A 15,612-nucleotide genomic window follows, 5' to 3' on the forward strand; every position below is an offset into this window, starting at 1 on the left:
AACCGTCCACGCAAGGTCTTGGGATGGAAAAGTCCAAGTGAAGTTTTCTTCGGCAAAAAGTTGCGCTTGATTTGACAATTCGTCAGGTTAAATTCGCCAATATTTAGCAGTAAATGGGGCGTAATACAATAATCTTTGTTAAGGCTGAAATCAAAATCAATAATGATTTATTGAAGTAATTTTATGATCAATCGTAATGAAAATCTTAATTCTGCATGGTAAACGCTAAATTAGGGCGTTATTTTAGCCCCAGGCTTAAAAAATCGTTTACAATAAGGTTAAAGTTAATTTTAAGGGGGCCCACCATGTCGGAACGTTATTTATCAGCAATTGAACACGGGTTAACGACTAAGCAAGTTGACCAGCGCCTGACAGCGGGTCTAAAGAATGAGCCGTTACCGCCCTTAACGCGGTCTGTTAAACAGATTTTTCGTGATAATTTGCTAACACTTTTTAACTGTATCAATGTTTTGTTAGCTGGGTTAGTTTTTTTGACAGGAAGCTATAAGAACATGCTGTTCTTATTCGTGGTCATCGTCAACACGGCCATCGGTATTTTTCAGGAGATTCGTGCCAAGCGCCAGGTTGATAAGCTATCACTATTATCGGCCACTAAGATTCAAGTCCGCCGTGACGGTCAAACGGTAGCGATCGGTCAGGACGAAATCGTTCAGGATGATTTACTATTAGTGACCCGTGGCGAGCAGATTCCTGTGGACGGGCTCGTGCGGGCGACCGCTGGATTAGAGGTCGATGAGTCCCAGATTACGGGTGAGGCTGATCCGGTCATTAAGGGGCCGGGTGATGAGTTGGTTTCTGGGAGTGTCATCCTTGGCGGACACGGAATCGTGCAGGCGACGCAGGTTGGTCACGGTAGTTTTATCAAGCAGATGGCGCGAGCAGCTAAGCAAAAACGGCGGACGCCAAGTCAACTGTTAACGATTATCAATCGAATTATCAAAATTTTGACCTTTACGATTATTCCACTAGGTGCTGGTCTGTTCATTTCCACTATGATGCGGGGTGAAAGTCAGAACCGGGCAATCCTCGGGACGGTGGCCGCGATGGTCGGGATGATTCCGGAAGGACTGGTGCTGTTAACGTCAGTCGCTTTAGCTGCTGGGGCGTTCACTTTAGGCCGGCACCAGGTATTGGTGCGGGAGCTACCCGCCATTGAAGCACTGGCCCGGGTCGATACGTTGTGCCTCGACAAGACTGGAACGATTACTAGTGGCAAGTTAGTTTTTGAACGCGTTGAGCCGTGGAACCAGCATGATTTGACAGCAGTGGAGCACCGGTTAGCTGCGTTAGTCACTGCTATTGATGATGATAATGAAACGGCCCGGGCCATCAAGACTGCTTTTGGTCAGCCACCAGTGCAAGCGACAGAAGTTCTTCCCTTTTCTTCAAGTCGTAAGTGGAGTGGGGCCGCGTTTGATGGTCACGCTTACGTTATGGGCGCACCGGAATTTATTTTTACCACGGTACCCGGCGAGTTACAGTCTCGCATCAAAACGCTCGCGCAACAAGGTTACCGGGTATTAGTGTTAGCCGAAGTGGCCGCCTTAACGACGCCCAAACCGACTCGACCGATGACTTTGGGATTAATTCTGATTACGGATGAGTTGCGGCCACACGCTAAGACGACGTTTGGTTTTTTTGCTAATCAAGACGTCGCCCTAAAAGTTATTTCTGGTGATAATCCGGTGACGGTCGCCAGTATTGCACAACGGGCTGAGATCAAGGACGCTGATCGGCTGGTTGATATGAGTCAAGTGGGGACTACCCCCGACTATGATCAGCTAGTGACAAATTATACGGTGTTCGGTCGAGTGACGCCGCAACAAAAAGAGCAACTAATTAAAGCCTATCAGCGCAACGGCCATACCGTAGCGATGACTGGTGACGGCGTTAATGATTTGTTGGCGCTGAAACAGGCGGATTGTAGTATCGCGATGGCGAGTGGGAGTGAAGCCACGAAGAGTTTGGCTGATTTTGTCTTAATCGATTCGAACTTTGATGCGATGGTGCAAGTGCTGAACGAGGGTCGCCGCGTTATCAATAATATTGAACGGGTCGCCGCGCTCTACTTGATTAAGACGATGTATTCGGTCGCTCTGACGTTGATTTTTATCTTCATGAGCCACAGCTACCCGTTTGAGCCCATCCAATTAACACCGATTTCATCGTTGATGGTTGGTATTCCAACCTTTTTCTTGGCGTTACAGCCTGATTATACGCGAATTACCGGGCGCTTTATGAAACAGGTGATGGAGATTGCCGTTCCCGCGGCGATCTGCGTGGTCGGCTATATCATGGTCATCATGGTGTTAGGTAATAAGTTCCAGCTGAATTTCGAAACGACCGCGACATTGAGTGTGTTGATGACCGGGATCTTTAGTTTAAATGCGTTATTGATTGCAGCCCGGCCGTTGAACCGGTTCAAAATTGGGTTAGTCGTGTTAATGGCAACACTGTTCGTCCTAGTCTTTTTGTTTGCCGGCCGAATTTTCTCATTGGTTAATCTATTAGATTGGTCGTTAGCTGTGATTTACCTACCACTGATGATCAGTGCGTATCCGGTGTTCATTGTTCTGCAAAATGGCTTAGGAAAACGCGTTCTCAGCAAGATCAATTGGCGATAATCGATCAAATTTAGGTGACGGGGCCACGCTGCAATTACGGCGTGGCCTTTTTTGGTGTAATCAGATTGCTGTCTCAGCGTAAGCCACACCGTTGTTGACCAGTCAGATTAAATTAACAATCCGATATAAGTATGGTTGATACCAGCATAGCATGTAAATTTATAACAGATTTTAATAGGCAGCAGCGTCTAAAACGGCTTATAATGAAGTTCAGTAGATTACCGGAATGGGGGCGGTATTGTGTGGCTTGATGAACAACGGTTAATTCAACGGTTAGTGCCGCGCTTGTTGCGTTTTCGGCAAACTAACTTCTATCGGATTATTCAACGGACCTTGATGTTGACGTTCCCATTCATTTTGATTGGGACGTTCAGTCAAATCATTCAACTGACCGTGTTGACGAAAACGGGGTTTATTGCCAGTATCTTTCACCTGTCAAAATGGGTCCCATACTATCGTTACTTACACTATCCGTTTGATAGTTTAACAACCTTGACGCTCAACGGTGTGGCCGTAGTAGCAGCATTTGGTGCGGCAAAATACCATGCCAAACTCAATCAGCGCGATGACCAACTAGCGGGATTGACCGCCGCGATTGCGCTATTGATCGTGGCTTATCAGTATACGAATCAAAACCAAATTGGTGTTTTTAATACTTTATTGATCGGGACTAACGGTCTAACGGGCGCATTGATTGTGGGTGGCTTGACCGGCCTGTTTTTCAAATGGTTCAGCAAGCCGGTTCCGGCACAAAGTAGTCCGCATATGGCCGATATCTTGACACGGACTTTCAGTTCACTACTTCCAATGGCCTTAATACTAGTATTGGCCGTGCTAGTGAGCCTCGCTTTGAACTGGCTGATGATTATTACGTACTCTGCTGAAAGTTGGTCGGCATTTCAAAAGTACGCAACGACTAGTCACAGTCTGTGGCTGACCTTTGGCATGGCAGTTGTGACGCTGTTGTTAGAAATTCTTGGACTAGCTGGTCCGTACCAAGAACGCTTGGTGACCAACAGTGCGACAATGACGGCCAATTTGAATTATGCACTCACACATCACTCGGCGTATCACGTGCCGTATCCGTATACGGCCAACACGTTGTATCACGCATTTGGGACGTTTGGCGGAACGGGGATGTTGCTGGCCTTAGTGATTGCCATTTATATCGGTAGCAACAATCATAACTACCACGTAGTCGCGCGGTGGAGTCTATTACCTGCGCTCTTTAATAGTAATGGACCGCTACTGACAGGCTTACCAGTTCTATATAATCCAATCTATCTAATACCATTTGTGCTTGTGCCTGTCGTAAATATGGGACTGGCGGCGCTGGCAATTGGGTTTCATTGGATTCCACCCGTGGTTTATCCGGTTCCCGTGGGTACGCCGGGACCGTTGATTGCCTTTATCGGCACTAACGGTAACGTGGTGGCACTTTTACTTGGTATCGTTGATTTGGCACTATCAGTGGTGATCTATTTGCCGTTCATGCGGTTGGCGGAAACCATTGTGCAGGCGGCGCAAGCACAGGTGGGGGGTGCTAAGCATGTATAATCGACCTAATTGGCAGCGACGGCGGCGAAGTCTGTTAGTGCTTGTATTAGGCTTACTATTTCTGGGCTTTTTGATTCAGCCCTCATACCAGTGGACGAAAACCAACGTGGCTGCGATGGCAGGACGCCATGATTCGCAGATGTCACCAATTATTATGATTCCCGGCAGTAGTGCGACCCAGAATCGGTTTGACACCTTAGTCAAGCAACTTAATAAGGCTGATCATCGTCGGCATAGTTTAATTAAGCTGACCGTGATGACGGATGATACGATTAAAATGACGGGGTCGTTGCGTGCCCGTGATAACGAGCCAATCATCGTCGTTGGCTTTCAAAATAATCGTGACGGCTATGATAATATTAAGCATCAGGCCCGTTGGTTCTCACTAGCCTTTAAGAAGTTGGCTGCCAAGTATCAATTCAATAATTTCAAAGCAATTGGTCACTCGAATGGTGGTTTGATTTATACGTACTACTTTGAACACTATTTTAATCGCGACGATATTAAGGTCAAACGAATTATGACCATTGGCTCACCTTACAATTTCTCAGAAGCTAATTTGAATCATAAGACACAAATGTTAGCTGACTTTATTAAGTACCGCGATCGATTGCCTAAGTCGGCGACGATGTATTCGGTCGCAGGTACCGAAAACTATGATTCAGATGGTCTTGTTCCAGCGCGAAGTGTCGAAGCTGGTAAGTATATTTATCAAGGGCAAGTCAAGCATTTTACAGAGATTACGGTTACTGGTACGGATGCCCAGCACTCCGATTTACCTCAAAATGCGCAAATTGTGACGTTGATCAGAACTTACATGTTGGATAAGCCGAAACAGACTCGTAAGGGCTTAGTATCAGTTGGCACCACAGAATGAATGGTAACAAGGTCTAACCGCTGCGGATTGGTCAGTAATCAATGGCCCACAACGATAGCATTTGTGAGGAAATTTAGGGTGTTATTAAGAATTGTGGTAAAATTTGGTCATGGAGGTGGCCGAAATGTCCACACAATCACCAGTACATCGCAATCGGGTCCTGACTTTAATTCGGTCTTATTATCCGAATCTAAGTGTGACGGACCGCAAGATTGCCGATTATATTATTGCCGACCCAATTAAAACGGCAGCTCAGTCGATTTCAGACTTGGCCGCAGCGGTTGGCGTTTCAACGGCCACAGTTTCACGGTTTGTCAAACGGATTAGTTTTAGTAGTTTCCGGGACTTCTCACGTGAACTAACGGCGGCCGAACCGATTGAACAAACTAATGCTGAAGCTTTTCAAGATGTCGAAAAACAAACGACTTTTAAAGGAATTGCGGAATCAACATTCAATAGTATTCGTAGTTCGCTAGATCAGACAAGTCAGGTAATGACGGAAGCGGACCTCAAGCGGGCAGTGGAATTGTTGCTGAATGCTCGCTCGATTGGTTTTTATGGTCTCGGCGGCTCCGCAGTCGCTGCCCTAGATGGTTATCATAAGTTTGTGCGCACCGGTATTCCGTGCGCTCATAATAGTGACTATGATATGCAACTGATGCAGGCAGCTCAGATGAACGCTAATGACGTGGCAGTGGTGATCTCACATACTGGGCGTAATCAGCAAACACTACAAGTATTGGCTACCCTGAATTCACAAAACGTGCCAATAATCGCGTTGACTAGCTTTGGTAATTCCCCCCTAGCCAAGGACAGTACTGTTGCCTTTATTTCAGTTGCAGAAGAAATTAATTATCGTTCGGAAGGACTAACTTCTTTGATTGCTCAGATGAGCATTATCGATAGTCTCTTCTTGATGACTGCTGTCCATGGCAATATCGAAATGGCAGAAAGTCTTGGCCGGGTTCGCGAGGCCATTAGTCAAACGCGAACAGAGCTTTAATGCTGTAGGCAAAGGATTGATGAGATGACAAAGCGGCAACATTATCGACCAGTATACGCGAAAACGCGGTGGCGTTACCGAATTGGCTGGTTATTAGTTCTATTAGTGATTATGGGCAGTGTTTGGGGCGGCTTGGTCTGGCTACGTTGGCGCAGTAACGCTGTCGTGAGTGGCTTCAATGTGCGTGGAGTTGCCGTGTCACAAAATGACGGTTATTTAGACTTTGCGACCTTGCAAAATGATGGCCTCAAGTTTGTCTATCTACATGCCACTCAAGGGGCTAGTTATACGGATGATAACTTCGCAAGTAATTATGAGCGAATCGTTGGTACGAGTTTGGGCGTTGGCGTGATTCACACGTTTAGTTTTTCATCGACTGCTGCGGCCCAAGCGGCCTATTTCGAGAAAACGGTCGGGGATAGCGTCGGCAATTTACCAATTGCGATTCAAGTGCAATACTACGGTGACTACACGGACCAGACGATTGCGGTCCGAAAAAGTCGTGCTAAGCTTAAGGCATTAGTGACCACGTTGAACCAGGATTATAATCGCTCCTGCGTCGTATGGTCAACGCCCGCAGTTGCCAAGCAGATCGTTAAGCCCGCACTAAAAGACACTGACTTATGGCTGGACACGGCGAAGACCCACCAACAGGGACGACGAGTGATGTTTATGCATTATTCCGATCGCGCCGTTTACCGCCAGAACGGGACTCGTCAAGAGTTCGCTGGAATTCTATTCAACGGTAGTGTGACAGCGTACAATAAAGTTGTGGCGCAGGGCTTAAATTAAGGCCTAATCCTTGAATAATTTATTTCGCAAATCAAATTAACAGTTTATTAGCTGCTAGGCTGACTAAAAATAAGTCGCAAGTTCAAGACTCTTCTTGAACTTGCGACTTATTTTGATGGCGACCTATTAAAATCCTTAGGACGTCACTAGCGTCATTAGGTATTTGGCGATAAGATGACATAACTGCGATCATCGGCTTCGTCAAAGAGGGTTACAGGTCGTTGCTCATTAGCCCGCACCTCAAGGTGAAATCCATATTGATCAAGTAAGACGAGCGCACTCGATGAGATGGATTCGACGGTGGCTGGTACCGAGCGCCCGTCGATGCGAATCATCATGTTGGGATCAATCTCCAACGTGTGGTCCCGGTGATGCGCCTCATCACGATAGGTCCAAGTTCCCGCGTAGAAAACCGCTAAGTCACCGTCAGCGATCGTACTAGGGTGCCGTTTGTGGAGTAGTGTACTAGAAAGTCCTGCAAGTAATGATAAACCAAATAATATTGCGCCACGCCGCTTCACTGGATCAACCTTCTTTCTGAATAAATCTATAGTTAAAATATACCACTAAAACGGCGTTAACGTCACGTAATAAGTGGATTCTTATTAAAGCCTTTATGTCACTGTTACCTGCGGGTAATGAACGTAATATTTGATCAATTTCGGAAGGGCGGTAACTAATTTTTTTGAATTAATTTGTGTTCTGATTGGAAATTACTGGGTGAGTGTGTTAATCTATATAATGTGATTGGCATTTATGTGAAGTTTTAAAGTATCATTTAATTGTGTTACCGTAAATTCTTTATAGGTGTTAATAACATGTGTTAGTTACTTTTTATTTTTATATCCTAGGAGGATTTAGTTCATGAAAAATGGTACTGTAAAATGGTTCAATGCTGATAAGGGTTATGGCTTTATTACTGGTGAAGATGGCAACGATGTATTCGTTCACTTCTCAGCTATCCAAACTGACGGTTTCAAGACCTTAGAAGAAGGCCAAAAAGTTACCTTTGATGAAGAATCAAGCGATCGTGGCCCACAAGCTGCTAACGTTGTTCCTCAATAAGCTTAGCTTTTAAAAGGGCTGCCCGTGTGGCGGCTCTTTTTTTATGCGCAAAATAGCGGGTGACTTTTGACCCTTATGGCCCAACTTAACGGCGAAAACTGGTAAAATAGAATTATAAACTAAACGCACGAGTAAGCGCCACCAATCACGACTGGTTGACTAGCGCCGTTGAGAGGAGTCAAATCGATGTTAAAATTAGGAATTATCGGAACGAATTGGATTACGCAACAATTTATTGATGCTGCCGCTGCCTCTGGTGAATGGCAATTGACGAGTGTTTATTCCCGCCATGCTGAGACCGCGCAGGCTTTTGCCGCCAAGAATCATGCCGATGAGACTTTTACGGATTTAGATGCATTTTTCAGTCGGGGTAGTTTTGATACGGTCTACATTGCGTCACCAAACAGTCTGCATTTTGCCCAGGCTAAACAAGCAATCGCCTATGGTAAGCACGTCATCGTCGAGAAGCCAGCCGTGGCGAACCAACAAGAATTTGAACAGTTAGATGCCGTTTTAAAGGCTCACCCTGATGTCCTATTATTTGAAGCAGCACGCCAGATTCACGAAGTTAATTTCCAACGCGTCAAGGATCAGATTAAAAAGTTATCCTTAGTTCAGGGTGCGACGTTGACTTACATGAAATACTCGTCACGGTATGACGCCGTCTTGGCTGGTGAAGAACCGAATATCTTCTCGTTGAACTTTGCCGGTGGGGCGCTTCAGGATTTAGGCGTGTACCTGGCCTACGATGCGGTCGGCTGGTTCGGCATGCCGGAAGAGGTGGCTTACTACCCAACCTTGATTCGAACGGGCGTTGACGGTAAGGGTGTGGCTATTTTACGCTACGCTGACTTTACGGTGACCTTGAACGTTGGTAAGACTAGTAATTCGTTCTTGCCATCTGAAATCAACGGTCTGCGCGACGCTATTGTGATGGACAATCCTGCTGAACTTGGACAAATCACTTATCAAGATAAGGATGGTCAGGAGCATGCGATTGGGGCGCAACCCGATACCAATCCAATGCTGGCCGAGGCGCGCGACTTCGCAACCGTTATCAATGACCCAAGTAATCACCAGACGGAATACTTAGCTTGGCGGCAACTTAGTCGAAATGTTAATAAACTATTATTTAATTTGCGGCAGTCAGGGCACCTATATTTTACGGGTGAAGCCCCTGATACCGATAAATAGAAATGAGGCACTATGTTAGACGTATTTAAAACTAAATTTGCGGCGGCGGGGTTCACCGAGTTGTCGCCGATTCAAACGGCAGTGGCCGAGCCACTTGCAGCTGGTCAATCGGTGTTAGGACTCGCACCAACGGGGTCTGGTAAGACCCTAGCGTTTACGTGGCCAATGCTCGAAGCGTTGCGGGTCGGAGAAGGCACGCAGGCACTGATCCTAGCGCCATCACAAGAACTCGCGATGCAAACAACCAACGTGGTGCGCGAGTGGGGCCAATTGATCGATGCCAAAGTCCTCGCGATTACCGGGGGGGCTAATGTTAAGCGGCAGATGGAAAAGCTCAAAAAGCATCCTGAAGTAATTGTTGGGACGCCGGGGCGGATTACTAACCTGATTGCGGATGGGAAGATCAAGCTTGGGCATCTGAAGATGATGATCGTCGACGAAGCCGATGAATTACTGACAGATGAAACCTTGGATCAGATTCGTGAAATTCTCGACGCTACATTTGCTGAAACGTTACAATTAGGCTTCTTCTCAGCAACCGAAACTAAAATTTTAGATGAGTTGCCACGCTGGTTTGGTCAGCATGTTGAAAAAATTGATGTGCGGGCCATTGATCAGACCCAGGGGGTGGTTCGGCACCGGACGATGCAAGTGGGTAATCGGCACCGGGTGGACTTACTGAAACGGATTAGTCGTGTTGACCATATGCGGGCCCTCGTTTTCTTCAATAAGATGCAGGAACTCCAACATGTCGCCTTAGAATTACGACACCAGCACGTGAGTTACGTTGCCTTGACCAGTAATCAACGGCAGGTTGAACGTGAAAAAGCGTTGCGGTTATTCCGGCAAGGCAAGGTCGGGCTGTTGTTGACCACTGATTTGGCGGCTCGGGGTCTAGACGTGCCCGAATTGCCAGCTGTGATCAACTATCAGTTGCCTAAAGACGTCACGACTTATATTCACCGGAGTGGTCGGACAGGCCGCATGGGTGCTGATGGACTAGTCTTGACGTTCGGTGACGACCATGATGTCCGCGACTTTAAGAAGCTGATGGCGACGACTGACTATGAAATCAAGCCGGGTTACTTGGTCGATTATCATATTGTTGATACGAAACCAGATAAAGTTGTTCCACCGTTAACGTTCGACCATCCAGAAACGGCTGGCAACGCGGCTAACGGTCGGCACCGGGTCGTGAGTGCTGGTCACCCAGATGAGGTTAAGCGAGTGGAGACGAGCCGGAAGCGGCCCGCTGCGGCAACACCTAAAAAGAAGAAAGGTCACAATAAGCATTCTAAGAAAAAAGGGATGCGCAAGAAAAATCGTGATCGCTTTAGCAATCAGTAATTGCCAAAATGCACAATCCGTGAGATGATATTTTACGGATTGTTAATGGCCTCATAGCACAACTGGATAGGGCACCTGCCTCCTAAGCGGTTGATCCCGGTTCGAGTCCGGGTGGGGTCAGTTGAATATTAGAAAGCACCGTTTCAGGGCAGCGTTTTAGTGACGTTACCTTGAAACGGTGCTTTGGGTTTAAGTAGCCACAAATGATATGAAATCGAAATGAATACTGTATTAGTCTAAACGCCCGCTACCAGTCCAAATGACTAGTAGCGGGCGTTGCGATTAACGAATGACGATGACGTTGCAAGGGGCGTGATCCACGACGTAGCTGGTCGTTGAACCAACGGCTACGCGATGGGGCGAGTTGGTACCAGTGGCGCCGAGCACGATCAAGTCAATTTCGGGATGTTGCTTGGCATAGTCCTCAATGGTGTGTTTTGGAATCCCGTAGCTGATTTCAGTTTTTAAATTCGGTGCGGACGTGGTGGCGACGAATTGTTGTCGCTGCCGCATGGCATCCTTTGCGTGAGCGGCTTCCGCGTCTAGTAATTCAGATAGAACCGGGTCGAGTGCGGGGGTGTGGTAGGCGCTGTCATCCACCACGTAGAGCGCAGTCAGGTTTGCTTGGTGCCGCTGGGCAATGTTGACCGCTTCAGTAAAAGCGGCTTGTGCAGCATCGGAACTGTCAACAGGTACTAAAATATTTGTGTAACGGCTTGGCATTATAACCACCTCCAGTTATCTTTACGATAATTATAATGGATTAGTGTTGGGCAATAAAATTAAACGCACCTAGTGGGCAAGGTCGATGAACTAGCGTATATTATAGACAGTAAATTTCTTTTGGGGGTTAGGTATGTTAAAGCATGTACAGAACGGCCTATTGACCTTTGAACGGGTCGTTGAGCGGCAACGTTATTGGCGCGCCTTACGTGATACGTTGACGCTGCTTTTTCCATTCGCATTAGTTGGGGCGTACGTTAGTTTTATGAACCAGGCAATCTTTCAGCGCAATGGTTTTTTGAATCATATTTATTATCTCAGTCACTGGCTGCCGGGGTTTAAACATTTGGCAACTTACACGACGATGCTTAATCTGAGTATCAACGGCATCCTTGCCGTGATTGCGGCTTTTTCAGCCGCTAATTTTGTCGCGCGGAGTGCCCAGCGTGATAATCTGTTAGCGGGATTGACGGCGGCAATTAGTTTTATCATGCTTAATATCAATTATAATTTTTTTAGTACCCAGGGTCAGCCTGCTGGCAGTCGGTTTTTAGAAGATAATTTGGGAACTCAGGGCATCTTCCTCGCACTATTGGTGGGCCTGTTGACTGGTTGGTTGTTCAGTCATTTGACACGGTATCCACACATCCACCAGGAGATCGAGACCCAGACCCACTTGCTAGCGCGGGCACACGCGAACTGGTTACCGATAGTCGCTGCTTTGCTGGTGTTCAGTGCCATCGGGTATGGTATTAGTTTTGTCAGTAAAGGGGGATTAAACGGCCTGTTTTACGCGGTCTTCACCTTACCATTCAGTAATCCGGGGGCGTCGCTACTAGCGATAATTGGCGTGGCATCACTCAGCAATTTATACTGGTTAATTGGGATTATCGGTCCGGTTGACTTTAGTGGTAACAGTACTACGAGTACGGTTCAAAATTTGGAATATGCGTTGCAACACGGTTCGGCGTGGGGCGCGCCAAATCCAGTAACGCTCCATACGTTATTTGATGCGTTTGCGAACGTAGGTGGTCCCGGAATGACGTTAGCGTTATTGATTGCAATTTTGTGGCGTTCACGTAACCGTAATTATCGAACGGTGGCCAAGACCAGTGCCTTGCCAGTACTGTTTAATATCAACCAACCGTTGCTCGTCGGCTTACCGATTGCTTATAGTCCGATTTTAGCGATTCCGTTTTTGTTAGCGCCACTGGCTAGTATGGTCATCACGTGGTGCGCGTTGAAGCTTCAATGGATGCCGCCGGTCGTTTATCCGGTTGGTAGAACGATGCCGGGCTTCTTGACCGGTTGGCTGGGAACTGGTGGCGACTGGCGGGCTTTCATCGTTAGTCTGATCAATATAGCGGTGGCCACAGCAATCTACTTGCCATTTGTCTTACTGGCAAACCAGGTTGAGGGGGAGGCGAAGGCGGATGCTTAAACGATATTGGTGGCGGTGGCTCCTCGGAATCGGTTTGTTAATCGGGATTTGTTGGCCGGCCTACACGTGGAGTCAAGCGAATATCAAGACGCTGAAAAACACTGGTCGGACGCGGATGGCACCAGTTATTATGGTCCCCGGATCGAGTGCGTCACAAAACCGGTTTGATAGTTTGATTACCGAGTTGGGGAAGGAAACGCCGAAAAAACACAGTGTATTGAAGCTGACAGTTCAGACGGATGGGACAATTAAGTATAGTGGTTCGATTGCTGCTAATGATAATGAGCCGTTCATCGTGATTGGCTTCGCGAATAATCGTGATGGTAAAGCTAATATTGATAAGCAAGCTGTCTGGTTGAATACAGCATTCAAGGCGCTGGTCAAAACGTATCACTTTAATCACTTCTATGCGCTAGGTCATTCCAATGGTGGCCTCATTTGGACCCTCTTTTTAGAGCGCTATCTAAAGGAAAGCCCGAAGGTTCATATTGACCGGTTAATGACGATTGCCTCGCCGTACAATATGGAATCGACAAGTACGACCGCCAAGACGAGCATGTTCAAGGAACTTTACCGTTATCGGACTGGTTTGCCGGAATCGTTAACCGTTTACTCGATTGCGGGGACGGAAAACTATACCAGTGATGGGACGGTGCCGTATAACAGCGTTAACTACGGTAAGTACATCTTTCAAGATCAGGTCAAGCATTTTACGGAGATTACTGTAACGGGGGCGAATACGGCGCACTCCGATCTACCACAGAATAAGCAAATCGTCAGCCTGATTCGACAGTATTTATTGGCTGAAACGATGCCTGACAAGGTTCGTCAAAAAAACGCACAACGGGTACAAAATTAGTTACGTTGTGTGGCAGTGCTACTGCTGTTAAGACAACACTGGTGAACGATCTGGTTAAGAAAGTTATACATGCAGTGAATAGAACAACAAAAACGATTAGCGTCTCGTAACCGGGACGCTAATCGTTTTTTAGTTAGATTTGCAATAAATTAATGATGATGCCTGGCGTTGTGTGAGCGGGCTGACCGTTTCGAATAGTGGTGCTTCGACGGCTTCGCCCGGTGCTTGACTCGCATTGTGACACGGGTTCCCCGAACTCGCAAGGCTTGTGCATTGGTTGCCGGCAGAGTCAGTAAACCGCCACAGACGGCCAGGATGACGAGCACTGGTAATCCTCGGTGGATCGACATGATAGAACGCCCCCTTAACTAAAATCCTTATTTAGTGTATAAGTAATTCGAGTCAGCGTCAACCTAAGGTCCGTTACTGACTTTACAAAACGTTAACGGCATATTAACGGATTATTCACAAAAAGCCGGCAAATTTGATTGTATTTTGCCAAGTTTTCCTTTATGGTGGGAGTAATATATAAAAGGGAGTTTGGCTAAATGAATATTGAAATCTTAAACTCAGCAATCCAAGACTTACATTTCCAAATCGTTTATGATCGTTCTGAAGACGATGACAATCCTGGTCAGGGTCAATTCAGCTATACGACCGCCAATCCAGATGTTAAGAAGACGTTTGGCGATGACGTTGTGCAGGCCCAATTACAAGTGACCTATAAAGAAGAAATGTTCGACTTATCCGCGACCGTTTTTGCGATTGTACGCCTAAGTGGTGAGATGGTGGGAATTATTGAACGTCAATCTGACAACAAATCAATTGAAGACGACGAACAAGAAATGTTGAACAATTTGAATGGTGCCATCATTCCAGCGTTGTCTGCCAAAGTCCGGGCCTATGCAGCATTATTGTCAACTGAAGCTAGCAACTTTGCCATCATGCCAGCTGACTTTGATGATAGCCAGCCCAATGATGCTGAATAAGCGTAATCCAAGAGCTTGTCAAACTGGCAAGCTTTTTTTGATGGCTTAAGGAATGAGTTCTAGCGTTGTGTAACCGTTAACAAAGGTGCTATAATAATGATGGTCAGAGTTGACTAGGCAACTGCGGTTGCAATGACGAGGTCAGAAGGTCTGATTGGTGACTTCAGCAATTATTACTTTGATCCAGGCTTATCGGAATGGTTCAAAGCGGGGGTGACCGCGAGTCGGTCAGCACACATAGGGGCAGTGAATATTGACACATAGTTTGAGCCAAGCTGGTAAGTATTGTGGTGGCCAAGTTACGCTGTAATTTGGCCGCTATTTTTATCTTGTTTTCAGCCGAACACTGCGACAAAAAATGAAAACTGTCGTGATGAAATCACTGTAAATTGTCACATGAAAGCGTATACTGACGGTGAGAGGGGTGAGCGTTATGTTTAAACCAATGGCATCTGTTTTTACGAACCATCAAATTGCGGGTCATTATCGGGCCATTGAGCGGGCGCAAAAGTGCGTGGTCCCATTTCATTTTGAGATTCAGGGACAGGAGTATCCAAAGCCAAAACCAGAACGTAACTGGTTACGGCGCTTATCGGGGACGTCGAGCGAAAAGTACGCAATGGTCGAACTGACCCCGACAAAGGTCGTTTTGTGGTCACCAGAAGGACGCAATCTGGGTGAAATGCCATTGAGTGCGGTGCGGCGAATTCAGATCGGTGCGATTCGGTGTCACGTAACGGAAGGACTCGACCCACGCCACGCATTTCGGGCGACGATCTTTGTGCTGACTGATAGCGGTAATTATTATTTTGCTAATTCTGATATGGAAGTTTTACCGGCGATTTGTAAGTTCGCCCATGAACATCAAGTGCCGGTAGAAGACCCACTGCGGTTGATTCCGCTTTTGAAGGTCGGCTGGCGGGTCGCGGCCGTGACGTTACATGAAACCTATGCGCAACTGGTTGCGCACACGGGTTATCCGGCTGATAAGGTTTAACTTAATTTTATGATTAATAATAATGAAAAACGGACTGTCGGGACTGCTCCGAGTCAAGTAGACAGTTCAAATAATTAAAATAGCTATGCAGTTTTTAGAATGGCATGATTCCGAAATTCTTTC

General features: G+C 46.7%; 15 protein-coding genes and 1 tRNA gene. 13 read left to right on the forward strand and 3 right to left on the reverse strand.

Features of this window, described 5'->3' with window-relative positions:
• Positions 1 to 305: 305 nt before the first annotated feature.
• The 5 genes from ACOV1R_RS14095 (at position 306) to ACOV1R_RS14115 (ending at position 6,874) form a co-directional block, all read left to right on the forward strand.
• The gene (locus ACOV1R_RS14095; RefSeq protein WP_054519081.1) at positions 306 to 2,645 is read left to right on the forward strand and encodes a cation-translocating P-type ATPase; all 2,340 of its coding nucleotides are present in this window, start codon (positions 306 to 308) and stop codon (positions 2,643 to 2,645) included.
• A 240-nt stretch (positions 2,646 to 2,885) separates the two neighbouring features.
• Positions 2,886 to 4,202: a PTS transporter subunit EIIC gene (locus ACOV1R_RS14100; RefSeq protein WP_054519080.1), complete on the forward strand. Its 1,317-nt coding sequence runs from the start codon at positions 2,886 to 2,888 to the stop codon at positions 4,200 to 4,202.
• Positions 4,195 to 5,079 carry an alpha/beta hydrolase gene (locus ACOV1R_RS14105; protein WP_054519079.1) on the forward strand — a complete coding sequence of 295 codons (885 nt, stop codon included), beginning with the start codon at positions 4,195 to 4,197 and terminating at the stop codon, positions 5,077 to 5,079. Before ACOV1R_RS14100 ends, ACOV1R_RS14105 begins: the two co-directional genes overlap by 8 nt.
• 124 nt (positions 5,080 to 5,203) lie before the next feature.
• Positions 5,204 to 6,082 (forward strand): MurR/RpiR family transcriptional regulator, encoded by an 879-nt coding sequence (locus ACOV1R_RS14110; protein WP_021356945.1) that lies wholly within the window; start codon positions 5,204 to 5,206, stop codon positions 6,080 to 6,082.
• A gap of 24 nt (positions 6,083 to 6,106) precedes the next feature.
• Positions 6,107 to 6,874: a GH25 family lysozyme gene (locus ACOV1R_RS14115; protein WP_054519078.1), complete on the forward strand. Its 768-nt coding sequence runs from the start codon at positions 6,107 to 6,109 to the stop codon at positions 6,872 to 6,874.
• Between the two features lie 155 nt (positions 6,875 to 7,029).
• On the opposite strand, the gene ACOV1R_RS14120 is transcribed toward ACOV1R_RS14115, so the two are convergent.
• Positions 7,030 to 7,395 carry a DUF4828 domain-containing protein gene (locus ACOV1R_RS14120; protein ID WP_003641352.1) on the reverse strand — a complete coding sequence of 122 codons (366 nt, stop codon included), beginning with the start codon at positions 7,393 to 7,395 and terminating at the stop codon, positions 7,030 to 7,032.
• A 343-nt stretch (positions 7,396 to 7,738) separates the two neighbouring features.
• On the opposite strand from ACOV1R_RS14120, the gene ACOV1R_RS14125 reads away from it, so the two are divergent.
• From ACOV1R_RS14125 to ACOV1R_RS14140, 4 genes are all read left to right on the forward strand, one after another.
• Complete coding sequence (locus ACOV1R_RS14125) at positions 7,739 to 7,939, forward strand: cold-shock protein (protein WP_003638174.1); 201 nt, start codon at positions 7,739 to 7,741, stop codon at positions 7,937 to 7,939.
• 186 nt (positions 7,940 to 8,125) lie between these two features.
• Positions 8,126 to 9,133 carry a Gfo/Idh/MocA family protein gene (locus ACOV1R_RS14130; protein ID WP_003641353.1) on the forward strand — a complete coding sequence of 336 codons (1,008 nt, stop codon included), beginning with the start codon at positions 8,126 to 8,128 and terminating at the stop codon, positions 9,131 to 9,133.
• 12 nt (positions 9,134 to 9,145) lie between these two features.
• Entirely contained in the window at positions 9,146 to 10,480 is a 1,335-nt protein-coding gene (locus ACOV1R_RS14135) for a DEAD/DEAH box helicase (protein WP_003641354.1), read from the forward strand.
• Between the two features lie 47 nt (positions 10,481 to 10,527).
• A tRNA-Arg gene (locus ACOV1R_RS14140) sits at positions 10,528 to 10,600 on the forward strand.
• Between the two features lie 162 nt (positions 10,601 to 10,762).
• Here ACOV1R_RS14140 and ACOV1R_RS14145 read toward each other — a convergent pair.
• Complete coding sequence (locus tag ACOV1R_RS14145) at positions 10,763 to 11,203, reverse strand: universal stress protein (RefSeq protein ID WP_003643301.1); 441 nt, start codon at positions 11,201 to 11,203, stop codon at positions 10,763 to 10,765.
• A gap of 133 nt (positions 11,204 to 11,336) precedes the next feature.
• Between ACOV1R_RS14145 and ACOV1R_RS14150 the strand changes: the two genes are divergently transcribed.
• A complete protein-coding gene (locus ACOV1R_RS14150) occupies positions 11,337 to 12,644 on the forward strand; it encodes a PTS sugar transporter subunit IIC (RefSeq protein WP_064578302.1) in 1,308 nt (435 codons plus the stop codon).
• Positions 12,637 to 13,503 carry an alpha/beta hydrolase gene (locus ACOV1R_RS14155; protein WP_045352539.1) on the forward strand — a complete coding sequence of 289 codons (867 nt, stop codon included), beginning with the start codon at positions 12,637 to 12,639 and terminating at the stop codon, positions 13,501 to 13,503. Before ACOV1R_RS14150 ends, ACOV1R_RS14155 begins: the two co-directional genes overlap by 8 nt.
• A gap of 149 nt (positions 13,504 to 13,652) precedes the next feature.
• Here the strand turns inward: ACOV1R_RS14155 and ACOV1R_RS14160 are convergent, their stop codons facing one another.
• The gene (locus tag ACOV1R_RS14160) at positions 13,653 to 13,853 is read right to left on the reverse strand and encodes a hypothetical protein (RefSeq protein WP_003643304.1); all 201 of its coding nucleotides are present in this window, start codon (positions 13,851 to 13,853) and stop codon (positions 13,653 to 13,655) included.
• Positions 13,854 to 14,051: 198 nt separating this feature from the next.
• Between ACOV1R_RS14160 and ACOV1R_RS14165 the strand changes: the two genes are divergently transcribed.
• Together ACOV1R_RS14165 and ACOV1R_RS14170 are read left to right on the forward strand one after the other, a co-directional pair.
• The gene (locus tag ACOV1R_RS14165; protein ID WP_003643305.1) at positions 14,052 to 14,492 is read left to right on the forward strand and encodes a hypothetical protein; all 441 of its coding nucleotides are present in this window, start codon (positions 14,052 to 14,054) and stop codon (positions 14,490 to 14,492) included.
• 433 nt (positions 14,493 to 14,925) lie between these two features.
• Positions 14,926 to 15,489: a hypothetical protein gene (locus ACOV1R_RS14170; protein WP_003646269.1), complete on the forward strand. Its 564-nt coding sequence runs from the start codon at positions 14,926 to 14,928 to the stop codon at positions 15,487 to 15,489.
• Positions 15,490 to 15,612: the final 123 nt, after the last annotated feature.

It is taken from the genome of Lactiplantibacillus sp. YT640 (genome assembly GCF_049745435.1).
GTDB lineage: Bacteria > Bacillota > Bacilli > Lactobacillales > Lactobacillaceae > Lactiplantibacillus > Lactiplantibacillus plantarum.